Annotated in this window: 21 protein-coding genes; 14 read left to right on the plus strand and 7 right to left on the minus strand. The window is 42.6% G+C overall.

The genetic code is table 11. The annotated features are described in order from the left end of the window. Window positions 1-276 precede the first annotated feature (276 nt). From AC1DLM_RS01995 to AC1DLM_RS02005, 3 genes are all read left to right on the plus strand, one after another. A complete protein-coding gene (locus AC1DLM_RS01995) occupies window positions 277-873 on the plus strand; it encodes a hypothetical protein (protein ID WP_477568920.1) in 597 nt (198 codons plus the stop codon). A gap of 198 nt (window positions 874-1,071) precedes the next feature. Beyond that, complete coding sequence (locus tag AC1DLM_RS02000) at window positions 1,072-1,302, plus strand: hypothetical protein (protein WP_477568921.1); 231 nt, start codon at window positions 1,072-1,074, stop codon at window positions 1,300-1,302. Window positions 1,303-1,385: 83 nt separating this feature from the next. After that, complete coding sequence (locus AC1DLM_RS02005; RefSeq protein ID WP_441987823.1) at window positions 1,386-1,931, plus strand: nucleotidyltransferase domain-containing protein; 546 nt, start codon at window positions 1,386-1,388, stop codon at window positions 1,929-1,931. A 258-nt stretch (window positions 1,932-2,189) separates the two neighbouring features. Here the strand turns inward: AC1DLM_RS02005 and AC1DLM_RS02010 are convergent, their stop codons facing one another. The 5 genes from AC1DLM_RS02010 to AC1DLM_RS02030 form a co-directional block, all read right to left on the minus strand. Then, a complete protein-coding gene (locus AC1DLM_RS02010) occupies window positions 2,190-3,038 on the minus strand; it encodes a MetQ/NlpA family ABC transporter substrate-binding protein (RefSeq protein WP_477568922.1) in 849 nt (282 codons plus the stop codon). Window positions 3,039-3,066: 28 nt separating this feature from the next. Then, window positions 3,067-3,729: a methionine ABC transporter permease gene (locus AC1DLM_RS02015; RefSeq protein WP_477568923.1), complete on the minus strand. Its 663-nt coding sequence runs from the start codon at window positions 3,727-3,729 to the stop codon at window positions 3,067-3,069. Further along, the gene (locus tag AC1DLM_RS02020; RefSeq protein ID WP_441987850.1) at window positions 3,720-4,751 is read right to left on the minus strand and encodes a methionine ABC transporter ATP-binding protein; all 1,032 of its coding nucleotides are present in this window, start codon (window positions 4,749-4,751) and stop codon (window positions 3,720-3,722) included. Before AC1DLM_RS02020 ends, AC1DLM_RS02015 begins: the two co-directional genes overlap by 10 nt. Before the next feature lie 686 nt (window positions 4,752-5,437). Continuing rightward, complete coding sequence (locus AC1DLM_RS02025) at window positions 5,438-6,361, minus strand: response regulator (protein WP_441987826.1); 924 nt, start codon at window positions 6,359-6,361, stop codon at window positions 5,438-5,440. Window positions 6,362-6,365: 4 nt separating this feature from the next. Continuing rightward, entirely contained in the window at window positions 6,366-7,637 is a 1,272-nt protein-coding gene (locus AC1DLM_RS02030) for an ATP-binding protein (RefSeq protein WP_477568924.1), read from the minus strand. A gap of 264 nt (window positions 7,638-7,901) precedes the next feature. Here AC1DLM_RS02030 and AC1DLM_RS02035 point away from each other — a divergent pair, with 264 nt between their 5' ends. The 4 genes from AC1DLM_RS02035 (at window position 7,902) to AC1DLM_RS02050 (ending at window position 12,837) form a co-directional block, all read left to right on the plus strand. Then, on the plus strand, window positions 7,902-9,167 hold the full coding sequence (locus AC1DLM_RS02035) for a cation:dicarboxylate symporter family transporter (protein ID WP_477568925.1): 1,266 nt from the start codon (window positions 7,902-7,904) through the stop codon (window positions 9,165-9,167). A 24-nt stretch (window positions 9,168-9,191) separates the two neighbouring features. Beyond that, entirely contained in the window at window positions 9,192-10,616 is a 1,425-nt protein-coding gene (gene aspA / locus AC1DLM_RS02040) for an aspartate ammonia-lyase (RefSeq protein WP_477568926.1), read from the plus strand. Window positions 10,617-10,700: 84 nt separating this feature from the next. Next, window positions 10,701-12,278 carry a phosphoenolpyruvate carboxykinase (ATP) gene (gene pckA, locus AC1DLM_RS02045; protein ID WP_477568927.1) on the plus strand — a complete coding sequence of 526 codons (1,578 nt, stop codon included), beginning with the start codon at window positions 10,701-10,703 and terminating at the stop codon, window positions 12,276-12,278. A 301-nt stretch (window positions 12,279-12,579) separates the two neighbouring features. Then, on the plus strand, window positions 12,580-12,837 hold the full coding sequence (locus tag AC1DLM_RS02050) for a hypothetical protein (protein WP_477568928.1): 258 nt from the start codon (window positions 12,580-12,582) through the stop codon (window positions 12,835-12,837). A gap of 98 nt (window positions 12,838-12,935) precedes the next feature. Here the strand turns inward: AC1DLM_RS02050 and AC1DLM_RS02055 are convergent, their stop codons facing one another. Both AC1DLM_RS02055 and AC1DLM_RS02060 read right to left on the minus strand, forming a co-directional pair. Further along, a complete protein-coding gene (locus AC1DLM_RS02055) occupies window positions 12,936-13,178 on the minus strand; it encodes a hypothetical protein (protein ID WP_477568929.1) in 243 nt (80 codons plus the stop codon). Between the two features lie 143 nt (window positions 13,179-13,321). After that, window positions 13,322-13,681 carry a winged helix-turn-helix transcriptional regulator gene (locus tag AC1DLM_RS02060; protein ID WP_171644879.1) on the minus strand — a complete coding sequence of 120 codons (360 nt, stop codon included), beginning with the start codon at window positions 13,679-13,681 and terminating at the stop codon, window positions 13,322-13,324. Between the two features lie 153 nt (window positions 13,682-13,834). On the opposite strand from AC1DLM_RS02060, the gene AC1DLM_RS02065 reads away from it, so the two are divergent. The 7 genes from AC1DLM_RS02065 (at window position 13,835) to AC1DLM_RS02095 (ending at window position 21,124) form a co-directional block, all read left to right on the plus strand. Next, window positions 13,835-14,566 (plus strand): NADPH-dependent F420 reductase, encoded by a 732-nt coding sequence (locus tag AC1DLM_RS02065; RefSeq protein ID WP_477568930.1) that lies wholly within the window; start codon window positions 13,835-13,837, stop codon window positions 14,564-14,566. An 80-nt stretch (window positions 14,567-14,646) separates the two neighbouring features. Then, complete coding sequence (locus AC1DLM_RS02070) at window positions 14,647-15,207, plus strand: sigma-70 family RNA polymerase sigma factor (protein WP_441992278.1); 561 nt, start codon at window positions 14,647-14,649, stop codon at window positions 15,205-15,207. A gap of 240 nt (window positions 15,208-15,447) precedes the next feature. Beyond that, window positions 15,448-15,873 carry an SRPBCC family protein gene (locus AC1DLM_RS02075; protein ID WP_441992279.1) on the plus strand — a complete coding sequence of 142 codons (426 nt, stop codon included), beginning with the start codon at window positions 15,448-15,450 and terminating at the stop codon, window positions 15,871-15,873. Between the two features lie 208 nt (window positions 15,874-16,081). Continuing rightward, on the plus strand, window positions 16,082-16,609 hold the full coding sequence (locus AC1DLM_RS02080) for a methyltransferase domain-containing protein (protein ID WP_441992280.1): 528 nt from the start codon (window positions 16,082-16,084) through the stop codon (window positions 16,607-16,609). Window positions 16,610-17,001: 392 nt separating this feature from the next. Next, window positions 17,002-17,562: a hypothetical protein gene (locus AC1DLM_RS02085; RefSeq protein ID WP_477568931.1), complete on the plus strand. Its 561-nt coding sequence runs from the start codon at window positions 17,002-17,004 to the stop codon at window positions 17,560-17,562. Window positions 17,563-18,329: 767 nt separating this feature from the next. Then, window positions 18,330-19,343, plus strand: coding sequence for a response regulator transcription factor (locus tag AC1DLM_RS02090; RefSeq protein ID WP_441992304.1), 1,014 nt, complete (start codon window positions 18,330-18,332; stop codon window positions 19,341-19,343). After that, window positions 19,340-21,124 (plus strand): sensor histidine kinase, encoded by a 1,785-nt coding sequence (locus AC1DLM_RS02095; RefSeq protein WP_171633617.1) that lies wholly within the window; start codon window positions 19,340-19,342, stop codon window positions 21,122-21,124. The genes AC1DLM_RS02090 and AC1DLM_RS02095 overlap by 4 nt, the downstream gene beginning before the upstream one ends. The last annotated feature ends 26 nt before the right edge of the window (window positions 21,125-21,150 follow it).

Genomic DNA, 21,150 nt, shown 5'->3' on the forward strand with positions numbered 1-21,150 from the left:
TCTTCAATTTTTCGGGAAATTATTACCTATTGTATTTATCTTAGATGCATAACGGAAGGGGTTATAAATTTGGAAAGTCTATTACTCCCCCAAGAAAAGTTTAACGAAAAAAGAGCAGGCAGCCTAGTCGGTACAATAACAGCTGTGTCGGAATATCTTAGATTGCTTTATGCACTGATTGGGAAGTGTAGAGACAGCAGTGGGTCATGGACTTCTCAGAATTTTTCMGCGAACAGTCCATACGGGATTTGTACTTCATGTAATGGAACCGAAACCGTGATTGATATTGATCCCGCCCGAATGATCGCATCCGAACTATCCCTAAAACATGGTGCCGTGCTTCTTTGGGCAGGTACGATTTGTGCGCCGGTGTTCAAAATCAAAGCATTGGCCAAGATGATCGGGATTGACTATGAAAAGCCGCTTGCCGAGCAGGATAGGCGATTTATGGATATTTTACTTTACGGTTACAAGAATGACCCTGTTTCCTATGTTTACAAAAAGAAACAAGCGACAAGTTTCTACCGCGGATGCGTTGCCGATTTGCGATATATGCGAGATGCGGGAACGAAGAGTAAGGGGAACCTTAGGGTGATCCGTTTCTTCTCCAAGCAAGTCCAATGCGCCGGATGTAACGGAAGCAAGATGGCACCTGAATTAATAGCTACAACGATACAAGGTCAATCGATTGTAGATACTCTAAGATTGCCGATACAGGAATTGTTGCTGTTTATTCGAGGTTTACCCCATTCACTCGACGTGCATGAGTTGAAGGTTTCTAGCCAGGTGAAGGATGAAATTGAATTACGGTTGGTCTACTTAAATAAAATTGGGCTTAAATCTCTGATGATTCACGAAGGAGACAATGCGTGACTCATTCACTCAACTAACGGGACACTATAGCTCCATGACAACAGGCTACCGAATTTATCGGTAGCCTGTTCAACTATCGGGCAGGATAGCAGAAAAGTTATAAAATGGAAACTTTTCACTCGTTCCCTTCGTCTTATTTCTAGAACTAAATGATGGGATGCGTTTTTGCGGTAAACATTAGTTTGGAGGGTATTGGAGATGGTTATGAGAAGAGTTTCATACTTTTTCTTTTTTATTATTGGAACGGCTCTGATTGTTATGGGAGCATTACCGTCTGTCTTTGCATTTCCATACAGCGATGGACCCAATTCAGGACCATCAAACACATGGGAACTTGCTCTAATGATTTCTTACGATGGATGGATATGGTTTTTAGTTATTGGACTTGTCTTATCAGTTTTTTCACTTCTTAAAATAAGAAGGCAATAACAGAAGCATCTGTTTACAAAATTGGTTATTTTGTGATGTTCGTAAATAATGAAATCCCTGCCAATTAAAATCGAGGTGTTTTTGTGAGCGACCTGATAAATCCACATTTCGGAACTCAAACAGAGTCACAATTACAGGTGTTAAACGAAATCAGTGCAATATGTGCATCGATCGAATGTAAGTTCTGGTTGCGTGGCGGGTGGGCAATCGATTTTTTACTTGGTAAGGTCACCCGTCCACATGACGATATAGACTTGATAACATGGATACAGAACCGAGAGCAGTTAGAACAGGCTCTTGCCGAAGCTGGCTTTGAACAGACACCTGTGAATGAGCAGTTTCGTGGTAGGCAGTCCGATTTCCGTAAGGATGACGTAGACATTACTTTTGGCTATATAACCAGTACCAATGATGGAAGTCTTATTATGAATGGCTTACCCGAGTGGGTATGGCGTTCTGATTCCTTGTTACTACAAAGTCTTATGTTGAAGGGCATAACGGCTCTTGTCTTAAGCCCAAGACAACTTTTGGAAGAAAAAGAGGTATACGAACAAATTGGTAGGAAGCCTAGACCAAAAGACGAAGATAGCAAAAAGATATTGCATCGAATAATAGCAGAGTTAAATTGACAGTTTATCTTATGGTCAAATTGTACTTTGTGTTTAGATACATTTGCGGTGAACCGTACCAAAGATGACAGGTCAGGATTACGCTAACGAAAGCTATAGTTTAATAGCAGAGGCGCTGCCGCGTGGCAGCGACTACTTTCTCTTTCATAAAATCTTTGATCAAAAAACATTCTTTAAGCATAAAAAACTAACAAAAAAGCTGTTCCTTAGGCTTTTAAGACCATAAGGAACAGCTTTATGTTTGGATCGAAAGGTTGCTTAGAACGCAGGCACGATTGCGCCTTTGTATTTATCTTCAATGAATTTTTTCGTGTCAGCGGAGTTCAATTCCTTAGTAAGCTTTTGCATCGCTTCGGAATCCTTATTGTCCGGACGGGAAACGACGATGTTCACGTAAGGTGAATTTTTGTCCTCGATGAATAAAGCATCTTTCGCCGGATTTAGATTCGCTTGAAGTGCGTAGTTCGTATTGATCAGAGCCAAATCAAACTCACCGATTGTACGTGGCAGCATCGCAGGGTCTAATTCTTTGATCTGAATTTTCATTTTGTTTTCTACGATATCTTTAACCGTACCTTTGATGCCAACGCCGTCCTTCAGTTTAATCAACCCGTTTTTCTCCATCAGTGAAAGCGCACGGCCGGCATTAGAAGGATCGTTAGGAATAGCGACTGAAGCGCCATCTTTCAATTCTGTTGCTGACTTCACCTTTTGGGAGTAAGCGCCGAACGGTTCGATGTGCACGCCAACTACTTTCACGAGGTTTTGCTTTTTATCAAGGTTATATTGATCTAGGTAAGGCTGATGTTGGAAAAAGTTAGCGTCCAATTGTTTTTCAAACACTTGTACGTTTGGTTGAACATAATCGTTGAACTCAATAACTTCAAGATTAACGCCTTGTGCTTTCAATTTCTCTTTCACACTATTCAAAATTTCGGCATGAGGGACTGAAGATGCACCGACTTTAAGTGTAACTTCTTTTGCAGCCGCTGGAGCAGCAGATGCCGCTGGGGCTGAACTTGCAGGCGTTTCAGTGGCTTTCTGTCCGCATGCTGCAAGTGCAAGCACAACGAATAGAGCCATTAAAGATAATGAAAGTTTCTTCATGATAAAATTACCTCCATATTAATGTGTTTTATTTGCGGTTAAATTTGGCTACCAAACGGTCTCMTATCATTTGCAGGAGCTGAACGAATAGAACGAGAATGACGACGGTCACGATCATGATATCGGTACGGAACCGCATGTAGCCGTAGCGAAGTGAGAGATCCCCAAGCCCGCCGCCACCTACGACACCTGACATGGCCGAGTAGGAGAGCAGGGCAACAGCCGTCACGGTAACGGCTGAAATCAGACCCGGGCGCGCTTCCGGCATCAGGACGCGCCAGACGATTTGCCACGGCGTAGCGCCCATGGACTGCGCGGCTTCAATGACGCCGCTGTCGATCTCGCGCAGCGCGGTTTCAACCAGCCGCGCGAGAAACGGCGCGGCTGCGATAACGAGAGGCGGGATCGCGCCCTGCACGCCGATGGTTGTGTGCACGATGGCCTTTGTGATCGGAAAAACCGAAATCATCAGAATCACGAAAGGAACAGAACGAAGAATGTTTACGATCAGCGAGAGCACTCCATAAAGCGGCAGATTTTCCAGTAGCTGCTCTTTGGAGGTAAGAAATAATATGATGCCCAGTGCCATACCGATGATAACTGTGAATAAGAGAGACCATCCGAGCATTACGAGTGTATCGCCAGTTGCTTTCGTAATTTCGGACCAGTTAATGTTCCAGGTCATATCCATGCGTTGAGCACCTCCACGTCGATTCCTTCTTGCTCAAGTTTGGCAATTACTGAATCGATTTCTTCTTGGTGTCCGCCTGTCAATTCCACAACCAATTGACCATAAGGGACACTTTTCATGGAAGAAATAGTACCCTGAAGGATGGCAAAGGAAACATTCGTCGACTTGACAGTTTCGAATAAGATAGGCTCGTATGTTTTGGCACCGATGTAGGTAATCCGGATTACCGTTCCGTGCTTTTCTCCCTGACTCTCCATCTGATCCTGATCTGAATGTTGTGCGAAATCCGAAACTTGTCCTACGAACTCCTTCGTAACTGCATGCTTAGGCTTCAGGAATACATCAAGCACTTTCCCGGTTTCTACGATCAAACCTTTCTCCATAACAGCAACACGGTCGCAGATCGCACGAATAACCTGCATCTCATGTGTGATGAGAAGAATCGTGATACCAAGCTTTCGATTGATATCAAGCAGCAGTGCAAGAATGGCATTCGTTGTCTGAGGATCGAGCGCTGATGTCGCTTCATCACAGAGTAGAATATCCGGTTGATTGGCCAAGGCTCTTGCAATGCCGACACGCTGCTTCTGTCCACCTGAGAGCTGGCTTGGATACTTATGTGAGTGTTCCTGCAAACCGACTAAATCGAGAAGCTCAATAATTCGGGACTGAATCGCTACTTGCCCTATCCCAGCCAATTTCAGAGGAAAGGCAATATTTTCAGCAACGGTCGATGAAGAGAGGAGATTGAAATGTTGGAATATCATCCCGATTTTGCGTCGTTTCGTTTGCAGCTGGCGAGAATCCAACTTTGTCATTTCTTCACCATCTATACGAATGCTGCCAGAGGATGGTCTTTCCAGTAGATTTACACAACGCAGCAATGTACTCTTCCCTGCACCGGAATGTCCGATAATGCCGAATATTTCTCCGCGATCGATATGTAATTGGATCCGCTGGATGGCCGGTATACGTCCCGGAATATCCTCATATACTTTTTGTAAATTTTCGATATGAATCAGGATGAATACCCCCTATTCCATGCAAATATTGGTGATTTTATATTTTGACCAACGGTAGATCATTTTATAAGAAATTGCAAGAGGATACAACGTCTAAAATATGGAAGACAAATGTTCACTACTTTATAAAATAGACAAGAAAAGGAGATGAAGGGGACATGATCCGGAAATTGACAAAATTGAAATCATCGATAAAGAATTAGATGGATACTCAAGGATAAAAGGCAACAGAAACATGCAGCGATCTCCTAATGGAGAAAATGCTGCATGTTTTTTTATTATCTTTTTATTCGGCTGTTGCACAATGTGCTTCAACCCATTTAAAGGAAGACTAGACAACATTCAGATCAATCATACTAGGATCAAATTCTTTTCAGGGGATGTGCTCATGTATAAGATGTTCTTTCACTTCAAGGCAATCCAATTGCATGAGCTGGAGATCCGCTGTCTACCAAACCAGATACTGAGTTCAATCAAGGTGGATATATCGAGCGTGGGACTTCGGGGAGAATATGCATGGCAACGAAACAAAACGATGTGGGTAACGAGGCGGCGAAGGAAGAACAAAAGGTATAATTGGTTTGAAAAGGGTACCCTGCCGAGAAGTGGAGGGTATCCTGTCTATCAATTGGGCTCGCACCGCGATTGCTGAGTTCTCCATTCTGACCCTTTGGCGTCCAATTTCATCAGCTCATTAATTTTCTTGATTCTAAATAAAGGACCTGAATAAACTTTTTTGTGTTCTGCCGGATCAAACTGAGCGCTGGAGATTCCTCATTTTCTAGTGCTCTCATTTTTTTGCGGATATCACTCAAGTCAAAAAACTTTGTAGAGTACTGCTCGAACTTAGGATTCGAATAATCAATTAATCCTAGGGATGCTAAGTGGGTTAGTGCTTGGTTTACCGCTCGCCTCACCCGTTGTTCGGCCGCTTTGATCTCTTTTTTCAAGTCGGTGTTGGAAGCGGAGTGGCCTAGTTTTTTCAAGGCGATTTGATGGTAGATGTCATGAAGCTGAGGAAAGCCTTGCTCCTGTGGATGATTAGACTCATAACGGTACAAATAATCGAGCATTTCCAGCAAGTCTTTGCTGCCTGCTTCTCCAATAAGTCCTAGGTCAGATAACATGTAGTTACCGCATGTTGTGATGTTCTTATCGTTAGAAGACGGCTCTTTCCCCGTTAATGCGCCACTAAAGCCGACAGCACTGAGCGATTTTTGGATATTTCGAAGGGATTGGTGCATGCGAAGCAAATCAGAAACCTTGCGAATAACGGCGATAACTTCCAAACGGTTTAAAGGCTTAGTGATATAATATTCAATTCCGCAGGCATATGCCTTGACTATCATTTCTTTCGACTCTATTTGAGAAATCATAATGATTTTTCCTTCGAAGCCGCCGGATAGCTTACGAACGGTCTCAATGCCATCGCGAACGGGCATAAGTAAATCAATAAGCACGATATCTACTTGCTTGAGTTCGAGCAAAGTATTATCAACATCAGCCCCGTCAGGAGCTTCGCCTACAATACTTCCTAAATCCTCATCTTCGATAATTTGTTCAAGCATGGAACGTATAGCCGGATCGTCATCGATAATAAAATAACGCATTGCGCTACACCTCCTTTCCTATTTGGCTAATCGGCAAAGTGATGGTGAAAACAGTGCCTGCGCCCTCGCTGTTGTCTTGAATTTGGACGTTTCCAAGTAAACGCTCTGTTTCCTGCTTCACATATACTAAACCGATACCCGTCGAGGGATTGCCTGCCTTATCGAATTTGGTAGTAAAGCCGGGCATAAAGATTTTCTCCCGATACTTTGGCTTTATTCCCGGACCATTATCTGCGACACGGAAAACGATCACGTCCTTGTTACGTTTAACCCCTATTCGGATAATACCCTGTTCCTCCAACGCTTCAACGGCATTGGCAACCAAGTTATTGAACAAAGACAAAGTGGTGTACACATGGCACAAAGGAAAGATACCCTCGGATTGCATTGTGAAATCGATCTTTTTGCCAAGTGACTGGGCATATTTCTGATTGGAGCGCAGGACGATATCGGCCAGTTCTTCCATCGGCATATATTCGCTATCGTGCGATATCAGACTGGATAGACCTGCATATATCCGTTGATTGTCCTTTTTGATTTCATGAACTTCACCGGCGATCCGGAGAGCTTTCTGAGCTAGATCTTCAGGGAAAACATGCTGCGCATCTTGTAACAATTGATACAGCTCGTAGCTGTCACGGGCGATATTTTCTGCGTTGTGCATCGTTTTCTTCAATTGAATGGTTTCCTCGTAAAGCTCGGTTATAACCATGAGCATCTTCTCGTTTTCTTTACGTTTCTGTTCTTCGGCCGCTTTCGACTGTCTCAATTTAACCAAATTGAAAAAACCGAGAACGAAAAAACTCCGGAAAAAAGCTATGAGAATAATTTGATTCCAGGTTGCGAAGGTGGTCGGTTGTTCTGTTGCCGAATAACGCAGCAAAAGTTCCACCGACGTCGCGGCGAGTTCACACGCCACCCCAAGTGCTCCAACCAGAAGTGGTCGGTTATGACGACGATTCATTCGAACTGCCGCGAAGGTAATAGCATAGGTCAAATAGTAAAAGAATACCGGATAATGATGCTGAAAAGCAGCTCCCCAGTTCCAATGTGGTTCCATTGCCAACATAAGTCCCATGCGAAAGATTGTAACCGAACTGCCGACAAGTAATCCGGAGATAAGCGGTGAGGGAGAACGGAGCCAGAGTAGGAATAGAAAAAAGGCGGGGGTCCCCAAGCTTACCCGAAAATCAGTATGGAACGGGTAAAAATTCAATTCGCCCATGATCGGAACCGAAATAACCATCAGTGTTACAAGAAGCCATTTTTCTTTCAAAGCGGTTTATCAGCCTCCTTTCTTCACAACTTRACAGATTTTCGACATCATTTGTATTATTCCTCCATGGTGTAGATACTCCCTCTTTTCATTATTCCAAAAACAAGATGAATAATTCGATAAAGGATGGACCAAAGAATTTTTGCTCAACATGTAGATTTATATAGTTTGCTGTAGGTTCCCCGTACAATAAACTCATTCAAGACATTATAAATTTACGAATAAAAGAAAGCGCTTTACATTTTTCGGAAAAGGGGAGTAATTATGAAAAAATTTGGTTTGGCTTTTCAAATCTTGCTTGGCCTTCTATTAGGGATTATTGTCGGGGCCATTTTCTATGGTAACCCGAGCATTGAAAGTTATTTGAAACCCGCGGGAGATATTTTCATTCGTTTGATTAAAATGATTGTCGTACCTATCGTCGTTTCTTCTCTAATTGTCGGAGTAGCGGGAGTGGGAGATATTAAAAAGCTTGGAAGAATTGGTGGGAAAACGCTTCTTTATTTTGAAATCGTGACGACGGTTGCTATTATTTTCGGCTTGGTCATAGCGAATATCTTTCACCCTGGAGCCGGAATCAATATGGCTGGTCTAGCTAAGTCAGATATTACGAAATATGTTGAAGCGACCAAACAGGTGACTAGTCACAGCTTCGCTGACACATTTGTCAATGTCGTTCCGAAAAACATCTTCGAATCATTAGTAGCCGGAGATATGCTGGCCATTATTTTCTTCTCTGTATTGTTTGGTTTGGGCGTTGCCGCGATTGGCGATAAAGGAAAACCGGTGTTATCTTTTTTCCAGGGTGTTGCCGAAGCGATGTTCTGGGTGACGAACCAAATTATGAAATTTGCGCCAATCGGTGTTTTTGGTTTGATTGGTGTAACCGTATCCAAATTCGGTGTCGGCTCTTTGATTCCACTGGGGAAATTAGTGTTTGCCGTGTATATCGGCATGATCCTGTTTGTAGTTCTCGTGCTTGGTTTAATTGCTAAGCTTTGCGGTACCAGTCTTATTGCAATTATTCGCATATTAAAAGATGAACTCATTCTGGCTTACTCTACAGCAAGCTCCGAAACGGMACTTCCTAAGATGATGGAAAAAATGGAGAATTTCGGCGTACCGAAAGCAATTACATCATTTGTTATCCCGATTGGATATTCGTTTAATTTGGACGGGTCCACATTATATCAAGCGATAGCGGCATTATTTATTGCACAAATGTATGGGATCCATATGTCGATTAGCTCTCAAATCATGTTGATGCTTGTCTTGATGCTCACTTCAAAGGGAATTGCTGGTGTGCCAGGCGCTTCGTTCGTCGTCCTCCTTGCCACACTCGGATCTGTTGGGATTCCCCTTGAAGGTCTTGCTTTTATCGCAGGTATCGATCGTATTCTGGATATGGCCCGGACAGTAGTCAATGTCATTGGTAATTCAATGGCCGCGGTGGTCATGGCTAAATGGGAAGGCCAGTACGACAAGAACAAAGGCAAGAACTATTTAGAGTCCGTCAAAAAGGCTGCGTAAGAAAATAACAAGGGGGAAACGACAATGACAACAGCCCAGCAAAGAGTAGAAAAAGACTTTCTTGGATCTAAAGAAGTTCCGCTCAGCGCCTATTACGGCATTCAAACATTGCGTGCAGTAGAAAATTTTCCGATTACAGGCTACCGCATACATGAAGAATTGATAGTTGCGATGGCAACCGTTAAACATGCGGCCGCTGCAGCAAACATGGAAATTAGGCAGTTGAATCCACAGATTGGGCAAGCGGTTGTGCAAGCGGCACAGGAAATTATGGACGGTAAATGGCATGATCAATTTATTGTCGATCCGATACAAGGCGGAGCAGGAACGTCTATCAACATGAACACCAATGAGGTCATCGCCAACCGGGCGATCGAGATTCTCGGGGGAATCAAAGGCGATTATTTCAAAGTTAGTCCCAATTCGCATGTGAATATGGCCCAATCGACCAACGATGCTTTCCCGACGGCGATTCATATTGCAACACTTTCTTTGATTGAAAAGCTGCTAGTGACGATGGAGGAGATGCTCACAGCATTTCGTAAAAAAGCCGTACAATTCGACGGGGTTATCAAAATGGGGCGGACACATCTCCAAGATGGCGTGCCGATCCGACTCGGACAGGAATTTGAGGCCTACAGCAGAGTCCTCGAACGAGATATTAAGCGAATAAAACAAACTCGCGGCCATCTATATGAAGTCAACATGGGTGCAACAGCCGTCGGAACCGGCCTGAATGCCGATCCCCGCTACATTAAGCGGGTTGTGGAATTGCTCGCTGAACTCAGCGGGCTGCCCCTTACTAATGCAGATCACCTAGTGGACGCAACTCAAAATACAGATGCCTATACCGAGGTGTCAGCCGCATTGAAAGTTTGCATGATCAACATGTCTAAGATTGCCAACGACTTACGATTACTCGCCTCCGGACCGCGTGCTGGGCTCGGGGAGCTGAATCTGCCTGCAAGGCAACCTGGTTCGTCCATCATGCCAGGCAAGGTCAATCCAGTCATGGCTGAGGTCGTCAATCAGGTAGCGTTCCAGGTCATCGGGAATGACCATACGATTTGTCTTGCTTCTGAAGCGGGGCAGCTCGAGCTTAATGTGATGGAGCCTGTTCTCGTGTTCAATTTGCTTCAATCGCTCAGTATGATGAATCAAGCCTTCAAAGTTTTCCGTGTACATTGTTTGGAAGAAATCGAAGCAAACGTAGAGCGCTGCAAAGAGTATGTGGAGAAAAGTGTTGGGGTCATTACCGCGCTCAACCCGCATCTGGGCTATGAAGTCGTAGCAAGGATCGCGCGTGAAGCGATTCTGACCGGCCGTCCGGTTCGAGAGCTATGCCTCCTATATAATGTCTTAACGGAAGAAGAGCTCCAAATCATTCTTGATCCTTATGAAATGACGAACCCGGGTATCGCAGGAGCGGAGTTATTGGGCAAGAACTAAAAGGATATGAAATCGATAAAGAACTAACCACTCTAGGCCTATAGCCGCAATGATTGGATAACACAACGAAGGGAATTGATAAATATGGATGACAAGCTGCCGCAGTTGAAAATAGGTATAACATCTAATAATTTGTCCGTATCCGAGCTAGTCGAAACAGCATTGGAACGGAAGGAAGGGGTTCTTGCTTCCACAGGAGCCTTGCAAGTTTACACAGGGAAATATACCGGACGTTCTCCCAAAGACAAGTTCATTGTGGAGGAGCCTTCTGTCATGGATCACATAGATTGGGGGGCTGTGAATCAACCTATCTCACAGTTTCAGTTCGAGCGGCTCTACCAAAGAGCGCAAGACTATATGGCAGATAAGGATTTGTTCGTATTCGACGGCTATGCCGGGGCGGATTCAGAGAATCAGTTACCCATTCGCATCGTGAATGAATATGCTTGGCATAATTTATTTGTCCGGCAGCTTTTTGTTCGTCCGACAGAGGAAGAACTGCTTACCCATCATGCGGAGTTCACCGTGATCGCACTGCCAGGCCTAAAAGCTGATCCAGAGGTAGACGGTACGCATTCTGAAACATTTATCTGTCTTTCCTTTGAAAAGAAATTGGTTCTCATCGGAGGGACCAAGTATGCGGGAGAGATGAAAAAATCGATTTTTAGCGTTTTGAATTATTTGCTCCCTTTCCGCGGCGTTCTTCCAATGCATTGTTCAGCAAATGTGGGCGAGAAAGGCGATGTGGCTTTATTCTTTGGGTTATCCGGTACAGGGAAAACGACGCTTTCTGCCGATCCAAACCGCCGGTTGATTGGGGACGATGAGCATGGCTGGACCGATCAAGGGGTCTATAACTTCGAAGGCGGATGCTATGCCAAGTGTGCCAACCTATCCGAAGAAAAGGAACCGCAAATTTGGCAGGCTATTCGTTACGGTACGGTTTTAGAAAATGTCGTACTGGACCCAGGGACAGGCAGGGCAGATTATAACGATACTCAGATAACCGAAAATACGCGTGCCGCTTATCCAATCGAGGTCATTCCTGGTGCAGTCATCCCAGGGAAGGCGGGTCATCCGAACGTCATCATTTTCTTAACAGCTGATGCTTTCGGGGTGCTGCCTCCTATTTCCAAACTAACGAAGGAACAGGCGATGTATCACTTTTTGTCAGGGTATACGTCGAAGCTAGCAGGTACCGAAAGAGGAGTAACGGAACCGGAGGCGACATTTTCCACTTGCTTTGGGGCGCCTTTTCTTCCGCTCCATCCAACTGTGTACGCAAGGCTATTGGGAGATAAAATTGAGGAGCACCAAGTTAAAGTGTATTTGGTTAACACGGGATGGTCCGGTGGTCCCTATGGTGTAGGTAATCGGATGAATTTAACTTTCACTCGTGCGATGATAACTGCTGCTTTGAATGGAAGTATCGAGCAAGCGATGTTTACTGCTGATCCGATCTTTGGTGTGCTCTGTCCCGATTTCGTAGAAGGGGTTCCAAGCAAAGTTCTTGTTCCCCGTCATACTTGGGAGGATCAAGAGGCGTATGAGAAGGCCGCTTTGGATTTGGCTGAACGGTTCACTCGCAATTTCGAGAAATTTTCCGATATCGAAAAAGATATTAGTAGAGCTGGTCCAAAGTTTCTATCTAAATGGAGGTAACTGACTCAAAACAGCTAAATTTCTCCATAAACGGCTACGCTGTCCTTAGAGGACGGCGTAGCCGTTTATTTTATTTATGGGATCAAGTGCTAGTCACGAGCAAATGACAAGAACTTGATCTCATTCCCGACAGATTTTTGTTGGCCAATGAATCGATTGCCATTACTCAACTATCGGGCAGTTTAATTCAATCGTTACTAAAATAACTAACGAAATTCATTCCAAAAAAGTAAAATAATAGAACGGAATTTATTGTTGTTGTATAATTAAATTAGAACATCGAAGAGGAGGGTGATAAGATATGCTACAACAAACTTCGGATTATTTATTTATGGGTTCATTAATTTTTTTGGTAATTACCGTCCTGCTATTTTCCTCTGGGAGTAACTATTTCAACACTTGGAATGCGACAGGTGCAGCAACCGACTTACAAATGAATCACGACCATAAAAAAATGGTAAATGCACAGCACAGCCGGTTAGTAAAACTTTTAAAATCATATCTCTTATGGATTCCTGTTGCTGGAATGATTGCTTCTGTTGTGCTCTCTAAAATTTAATGAAATAAAAAATGCACAAGCTTGGTTGCCAATTTGGTACCAAGTTTTTAATTTCACTTATATTATTGATGTCTCTTCAAGTCGCATATGTGCTCCCACTAAATACTTGCATTATTATTAAATGATGAGAGCCGCGATGAGCTTGCACCCTTATTTCCAATTTTTAATGCCGCACTTGATTCATTCGAAAATAGAATAGGGCGCTTGGTGAGGACAACACCTCGAAAATTAATGGCTTGTGCTGCGTGTTTCTCCTTGGCAATGTCGATGCCTATGACCAGAGTGGTAGTGGAGATTCGTTCTACACGTTGATTTTGGGAATTAATTGGATTAGACTTCATAATAACGCCTCCTAAGGTGAGTTCTGAGGGCTGCAACCCAGTACATACTCATCCTAGCGAGGCGTCCTTTTTTCTGCAAGTTCAATCTACTAACACCTACAGGAATGTTAACGGGCAGTTTAAATTAAAAATATCCAATATGATTAATCTATTTTGTCTCCAAACTTCTTTCCGAATTCCTCCATTAGATCAATAATTGGAATCAATTGCTCCCCTTTTGATGTTAACGAATACTCAACACGCGGAGGTACCTCGGGATAAACTTTGCGATTAATTAAGCCATCCGCTTCTAATTCTCGGAGTTGCTTGGTTAGAGACCCTTGTGAAATTCCCCATAAAAGAGTCTTGATTTCATTGTATCGATGCGATTTTAACTTTAAAAACCAAAGAATCAGATACTTCCAACGCCCTGAAAGCATGTTTTGGGTATAGGCAATGCCATATATTTCTCTGTGATCTTTCTTGCATTCTTCATTAAATCCATCTTTGCTTATTCTAGACACCTTTCCACCTCATTCTGCTGTTAGGTACAAAAAAGAGTACTATGGCATTATTTATTGCCTTCTTCAAAAATGCGAGCAATGCATTTATATTAGTGCATGTATACAAATTACTCAATCGACTCAATATTAAAATAGAAAATAGGAGGAATAAAAATGAGGTTTGGAATTATAGGTGCAGGACCAATTGGGTCAAATATTGCGGAAAAATTGGTTAGGACTGGACATGTTGTCAAGATTGCAGATGCTCGTGGGATTGAACGCTTGGAAGGGAAAAAACTTACAGGAATACCTGTGAACGTAGAAGATGTAATTAAAAATATAGATGTTCTTATAACATCTATCCCTTTCCACGCGTTGCCAAGCATTCGCAACTTTGTAGATAAAGCTGGAGAGGATGTAATCATTGTAGACACTTCAAATTATTACCCTTTTAGAGACAATAAAATTGAAGAAATTGAAAACGGGATCGTTGAAAGTGTTTGGGTATCCAATCATTTAGGTAGACCTATCATTAAAGCTTTCAACAACTTCTTAGCCTATACGTTAGAACATCATGGAACTCCCGAAGGGACTATTGGACGCATTGCCATAGCGATTGCTGGAGATGACCTATCCCATAAACAAATAATAATGGGTGTAGCAAACGATCTAGGCTTCGACTCTGTAGATAGTGGCTCTTTAAGCGATTCGTGGAAACAACAGCCAGGAACCCCTGCGTACTGCACAGAACTTACAAAAGAGGAACTAATCATAGCCTTAAATAAAGCGAATAAAGAAAAAGCTCCATTTCTGCGTGATAAGGTGATGGAAAAGCTGTCAGCTTCTCCAGGTGCATTATTAATTCAAGATGTTATTAAAGCAAATAGAGAAATATTCAATTCTTAATCTAGAAACCCTTATTGACGTTATTGACGTTAAATGATGTTAGGAGGACGTTTCAAGTAGATCGACCTAAGGAGGCGAAGATGAACGAAGCCGCTTTTGATATGAAGTTATTTGAGAGCTACAAGCCGGGGTTAACCTCGTATTGTTATCGAATGTTGGGATCCATTGATGATGCGGACGATGCTGTACAGGAAACCTATATTCGGGCATGGCAGAGCTGGGATCGATTCAGGCAGGATTCATCCATTAAAACATGGGTCTACCGCATAGCGTCGAACTTATGCCTGGACAAGCTGAGGCAAGCGAAGCGCCGTACGCTTCCGGTTGACCTGTCTGACCCAGATGCTCTCGTTCGCAAGGATACCCTTCAGCTCTGCTTTATCGCACTCTTGCAAACCTTGCCGCCTCGTCAACGCGCGGTTCTTATTCTTAAGGATGTCTTTGAATGGTCTTCGAAACAAATTGCGGAAACGTTGGGAATGTCGCCGGCAGCGGCGAATAGCGCCCTACAACGAGCAAGGGAGACGATGGACCGAACGCGGCTTCGCTCCGACGAATTTAGTAAGATGAATGTCAATCCCGACCAGAATCTTCTATTGCGGTATGTGGAAGCATTTGAGCAATTCGATATCCATGCGTGAATGGCGGTTATCCCGCTCTGGCACAGTATGTGCCGGGTAAGGAGGCATCCATCCTGGTGCCTTGGGGTATTCACGTGATTGAAGTGAAAGATAATCGGATATTCCATGTTCAAAATTTTATAAATGCAAAATTTATTTTCCCGATTAGGGCTTCCGGAACAAATAGACCGATGAATTCGGAGATTGGCATTCGTCTATATGAATGAGAAACAAAATTCCCGTAAAGAGGTGTCCTTCACAATGGAAACAAGCAATTCAACGAAAGTAACCGTAGAGACTGTCGTTCAAGCCCCTGTAGCAAAAGTATGGAGCTATTGGACCGAGCCGGACCACATTACAAAATGGAATCAACCTTCCGAGGAATGGCATGCGCCAAGAGCGGTGAATGATTTGCGAGTAGGCGGCGAATTCCTGACAAGAATGGAAGCGAAGGATGGCAGCATGGGTTTTGATTTTAGCGGAATTTACGACGAAGTGAAGCTGCATGAGACGATTGCCTACACATTAGGAGACGGACGGAAAGTGGATATTGCGTTCGTTGATCAAGGGGAGACCACGAAGGTCATTGAAATCTTTGATCCGGAGAGCACTCACCCCGTTGAATTCCAGCAGGCGGGTTGGCAAGCGATTATGGATAGTTTCAAACGATATACGGAAGCATCATAAGAATAACGAAACGCGTTCTGCCTCCAAAAGACGGCAGAGCGCGTTTTGTTTTGAAATGATATGTAGTTCAGCCTGTTCAAGTAACGGCAGCATAGTTAAAAGACCATTGTTCAAGTATGGGTGCATCACAAGTTACGGGCGTAGACTATTCTGAAGAAATGTTAAAGGTGCTTCACAGAACTGTAAGGACTGGAAAAACGTAACGTTTATGCAAGGAGATGCTTATGATACGAAACTTCCTGAGAGTGAGTACGATATAATTTTAGAGAGAGCGTTAATTCACCATCTAGTTGACTTGAATAAATGTTTTAAGGAAGCAAATCGTATTATGAAGAATAAAGGCATTTTTATAGTTCAAGATCGGACAGTTAAGGATTGCTTAATGCCTGGAAACGAAAACCATCTTAGAGGTTATTTTTTCGAGAAATATCCCGAGTTAGTTAATAAAGAAATTGCTCGTCGACATGAATCTATTCATGTACGAAATGCACTAGAATCTAATGGATTTAGACTGCTTAGCGAAAATCAGATATGGGAGACTAGACGTAAATACAATGATGTTAAATCATTACACCGAGATCTTCATGAAAGAACAGGTCGTTCAATTTTGCACGAGCTAACGGACAATGAACTTAATGAACTAGTATTGTATATTGAAAGTAAAATTGATGGAACACAACTTCCGATAATTGAAAAAGACTCTTGGACGGTGTGGTTTGCTGTAAAAATAAGTTAAGATGTGAATGTTAGCTTTTATAAGCGATTATGCTGCATGCACTGCTAAGCTAACGACGAGAAAGATTCAACTAACTGGAAATGTTAACGCTGCGATGGAACCGATCCATCGCTTGTTTTCGTTTCTGGCTCCACTTAACTAACGGGCAGGATGTCGTCGCTTAGTGAGGTCCTACTGGTATCTTGTCTTAAATCCATAAATAGGAGAGAAGTGTAGTCGTTCTGATTCACGTAGCAAGTAAGTTAAACATTTCATGAACGATTCAAAACAGGATGGCAGTGTTTTGGCATATTGAATCCTACTATCACCGCAAAAAATTATACGCAGTAAATAGCCATATGATGTCTAAAGAGATTGTGACACAATCAAAAAAATAAAAAAGGGTGTGAAATATGAGAAAAATATTATTGGTTTGTATTATGATAATGTTGATGCTAGCATCGGCTTGTGAAAATGTTGAAATGACATCAAATCAAAATACTTCTAGTAAGCCTAAACTTTCCGAATATTGTAATCAAGAAATTATAAATTTGGATAGTGAAACTGAAAAATATTTCTATGGAACTTGGAAAGTTGAGAAGCTTTTAGGATTTKCAAATTCATATAATGATGCTTCTGAATATCCAACAGGGCAAAAATTTATTGGAGATGAAATTATAATCAAAAAAGACTTTTTTTCATCAAAAGGACTTAAAAACTATAATATTTATCAATATGAATTAAAAAATCCATTAAATAAGATTACAGCGGCATGCGATAACTCTGACTCTTTTTATAGATTATATAAAGTAGTTATCCCAGACTTAAATATAAATGATGTAGTAAAAGTAATAAATATAAGTGACCCTTCTACAAAAGTTAACATAACTCTAACTTTTTTTGTTGTTAATAACAACAGGCTTATCATGTTATCAGAGGCAACTATTTTTGAGCTCAAAAAAATTACTGATTAAATAAATTAAGGTTATGTAATAAGTTCTGTGATAATAGAATAGAAAAATATTTTTTTAAAAAGGCGGGTGCTTTTTTGTTGAAACAACAATCTTATTTTTAAATTACGGAAAAGAAAGAATATATGGTTTATGATACTTCAGGTTGTTTACGTTGGTCCTTTTGATGGACTTAATAGCTGGCAGAAGAATTTATCTCAATGGAACAATTACGTTATCGACAAATAAAATAAGTCAATAAATAAAAAAATAGAGTAAGGCAGTAGACCTGAAACAGGCGTATAGTAAGATACGATTCGGACGTAAATGGAGGGGAAGTATCCAACTGAGTTTCCGTTAATCCGGTTTATACTCCTGCTAGGGCTGCACTGTTAACCGGAAAGTTTACACATCAAATTGGAATGGCTTCGATGTCGACTCACAAATTCACTCGGGCCGTTAGCAGCTCGGCTTTATCAGGTAAGATTGTATGTTTAGATGATTGCCATCTTTTCGGGCTGGATGAATTACGTCGTCTTGATGAAAATGGATTAAATCCTGGTTATGATGAAAATTTATCATAGCCTTTTTTAAATTCTATTAAGACTTTACTTGCAAATATCCTGCCTCACCACTTTAGTACTACTATATATGTAAAACAGTCAATGATTGTAGTATATTATGACGGCAAAGCATGAATATTCCTTAGCAGAAATAGAGACCCCCTGAATAGGGTATTACTAAACGCAAACGCTATCAAAGGAATCGGCAGGAAGGAATGGGTGACATTTATGTATCAAGTACTTGTTGCGGAAGATGAATTCTGGATCCGAAATCAGGTCATTGAGTTGATTGAAAGGGTTGAAGGATTTAAAGTGATTGGCGAAGCCAGAGACGGCGAAGAAGCGTGGAACCTAATGAATGAGTTGTGGCCACACGTGTTGATAACCGACATTATGATGCCGAAGATGGATGGGCTCTCACTGCTGCAAAGAGTGTATGAATATCAAGTATCTGTTGTACCGATTATTATCAGCGGGTATGACAACTTTTCCTATGCCCAAGAAGCGATGAGGTATGGGGTTGCAGAGTATGTCCTTAAGCCGATTTCAGAAGAGAAAATAAAGAAAGCCCTTACAAACTCCGTGGAAATTATGCAGCGTACGCACCGACACCGGGAACATTGGCTTCACATACACGAATTTATTCATAAGCTGGATACGTTTGATCAGCCAAAAGCTTGGCGGGAATTATCTGAGTTAATTAAATCCGTGTTAACTGTCAAGAATGCAGCACATGGTGAAAAAATGGGAATGCTGCGTATCTTATCGGACAAGTTATATGAACAAACCGGCCATACAGCGGAAAGACCGGAATGGGCTTCCTTAGACGGACAAGATAAAGAAGCGGTTCTGAAATATTTTTATTCCTTATTAGAGAATTGGTTTCGGTATATGGAAACGGCTCCGACTCAAACAACGAATCTGATTATGAAGAGAGTTCAAGAGTTCGTACAGAAAAATTATATGAAGGAAATTACGCTGTCTCAAATTGCTGAAATTGCGGATTTAAGTGTTTCGAGGTTTTGCGTCATATTCAAAAAGAATACCGGAGATTCGTTCGTCAACTATTTGAACCAATATCGAATCGATAAGGCGAAACAACTGCTGCTGCTTGAGACGGATTTGAAAATATATGAAATTGCCGATATGGTGGGCTTTTCGACGCTTCCGTATTTCAACCGCCTGTTTAAAACGGTAACAGGGCTATCGCCGAACGAATATAAAAGGAGTCTGGGACTATGAGGCTGGGGTTGTTTCGCATTTCCTCCCTTGCAGCAAGAATGTTCACCATTTTCATGTGCTTGTCCATTCTGGTCGTTGTCTTAATGACCAGCTTTTCTTATTTTTTCTACAACAAAGCGGTGAAGCAGGATTTCAAGACGATCACGGGAGAAGCCTCTGAGCGCCTTAGCCATCACCTCGAGTTTTATTTGAAGTTAATGTCGCAATCGTCAACCACCCTAATCTCGACGGAGCTGATTCAGAGGTGGCTGGAAGGAGCCTCGCCCTTATCCCGGGATGAAGTCGCCGATATGCAAAAGGAAATGGAATTATATACGTCTTTTCATTTTTCGGAGATCGTCAACCTCTACTTGGTTTCGGCTGACAAGCGAGTGGTTGCGCTGAATAAAATCGACACTTCGTTTACCGATGCGCCATGGTATCAGGAGATTCCGGCAAACCATACGAAAACACTGCCTACGTATAAAGTTTCCAGAAACGAATTGCCAGTTATGAGCATGCTCATTCCCGTATACAGTTCTCAAAGTGTAACCTTCCTAGGAAACCTAGTTATCGAGTTCACTTTGGCCGAAATCAACGCTACGTTCCAAAAATCTACATTAGGCAAAAGCGGCTTCTTCTTCATCCTTTCGCCGGAAGACGACGTTATCTATTATCCGGACGAAAGGTGGGTCGGCTTTCCTCGCAGCAAAACGGATTTGGCTAAGCTTTCCCTGAAGCCGGACGGCCAATCCAGCATTCAGGAATGGAATGGCAAACGATCGCTCGTTCATGTGACGAAATCCGAACAAACCGGCTGGTATATCGTTGCGATCGTCCCGTATCAGGAAATCGCGAGCGGATTGAATACGGCTATCAACTCTTCCATCGTCACCGTTGCCATTATGATTCTCTGTCTTATCCTGATTATTCCACTAGTGCTGAGGCAGTTTGTCAGCCCAGTCAAAAAAATGAAGTCCGCTATAGAGAAAGTAGCCAGAGGAGATTTAAGCGTGCGCTTGGAGCCGATCTCCGACATCAGTGAGTTTCAAATATTAAGTCACAGCTTTAACAAGATGACGGAGCAACTGAACGATACGATGCGTATGGTAGCCGAACTGGAAATGAAGGAAATGAAGCTGCAATTGCATCAGCAGGAGGCCACCATCCAGGCGCTGCAAAACCAGATCAATCCCCATTTACTCTATAATACGCTGAACATCATCAGCGGCATTGCATGCCTAGAGGGAAATCCGTTAACGGAAAAGCTTTCCCAGAATTTGGCCGATGTATATCGCTACGCGGCGAGCTTCGCCAATATGGAGGTAAGGCTAAAAGACGAGCTTTCCATTCTGACGAAATATTTGGAAATTATCCATATCCGGTTTCCCAAAAACTTTGAAAGCAAAGTCGTGATCAACGAAAAGTTTTTAGACTGCCGAATCTTGAAGCTGACGCTGCAGCCAATTGTGGAGAATGCCGTAAAATACGGGGTCGAGCCGCGCGGAGGGAACGGGGCGATCATCGTCACCGCCTATGCCGAAGGCAATGATTTGATCATCGAAATCGCCGATAACGGCCCCGGCATTGACGAAAGCAAGCAGCAAAGCTTTGAACATTTGCTCGCGATGAAATTGTCCGAAGATTCGGAGCTTCAACGTGAGTCACTCGGTCTGCCCAATGTCCATAACCGCATTCAGCTCAAATATGGCCGTTCCTACGGAGTCTCGATTCACTCTTTTCCGGGTAGAGGCACTGTGATCGGCATTCGAATTCCTTTGGAGAAAAAAATAAGTCAATAAATAAAAAAAACGGGTAAAGAAATAGG

The organism is Paenibacillus sp. 01T442 (assembly GCF_056398345.1).

Excerpts from the sequence above, each read along its gene's own strand:
- aspA (WP_477568926.1), top strand. The coding sequence starts at position 9,192 with ATGACAACAGCCCAGCAAAGAGTAGAAAAAGACTTTCTTGGATCTAAA.
- pckA (WP_477568927.1), top strand. The coding sequence starts at position 10,701 with ATGGATGACAAGCTGCCGCAGTTGAAAATAGGTATAACATCTAATAAT.
- AC1DLM_RS02075 (WP_441992279.1), top strand. The coding sequence starts at position 15,448 with ATGGAAACAAGCAATTCAACGAAAGTAACCGTAGAGACTGTCGTTCAA.
- AC1DLM_RS02080 (WP_441992280.1), top strand. The coding sequence starts at position 16,082 with ATGCAAGGAGATGCTTATGATACGAAACTTCCTGAGAGTGAGTACGAT.
- AC1DLM_RS02095 (WP_171633617.1), top strand. The coding sequence starts at position 19,340 with ATGAGGCTGGGGTTGTTTCGCATTTCCTCCCTTGCAGCAAGAATGTTC.
- AC1DLM_RS02000 (WP_477568921.1), top strand. The coding sequence starts at position 1,072 with ATGGTTATGAGAAGAGTTTCATACTTTTTCTTTTTTATTATTGGAACG.
- AC1DLM_RS02050 (WP_477568928.1), top strand. The coding sequence starts at position 12,580 with ATGCTACAACAAACTTCGGATTATTTATTTATGGGTTCATTAATTTTT.
- AC1DLM_RS02070 (WP_441992278.1), top strand. The coding sequence starts at position 14,647 with ATGAACGAAGCCGCTTTTGATATGAAGTTATTTGAGAGCTACAAGCCG.
- AC1DLM_RS02010 (WP_477568922.1), bottom strand. The coding sequence starts at position 3,038 with ATGAAGAAACTTTCATTATCTTTAATGGCTCTATTCGTTGTGCTTGCA.
- AC1DLM_RS02025 (WP_441987826.1), bottom strand. The coding sequence starts at position 6,361 with ATGCGTTATTTTATTATCGATGACGATCCGGCTATACGTTCCATGCTT.
- AC1DLM_RS02065 (WP_477568930.1), top strand. The coding sequence starts at position 13,835 with ATGAGGTTTGGAATTATAGGTGCAGGACCAATTGGGTCAAATATTGCG.
- AC1DLM_RS02090 (WP_441992304.1), top strand. The coding sequence starts at position 18,330 with ATGTATCAAGTACTTGTTGCGGAAGATGAATTCTGGATCCGAAATCAG.
- AC1DLM_RS02055 (WP_477568929.1), bottom strand. The coding sequence starts at position 13,178 with ATGAAGTCTAATCCAATTAATTCCCAAAATCAACGTGTAGAACGAATC.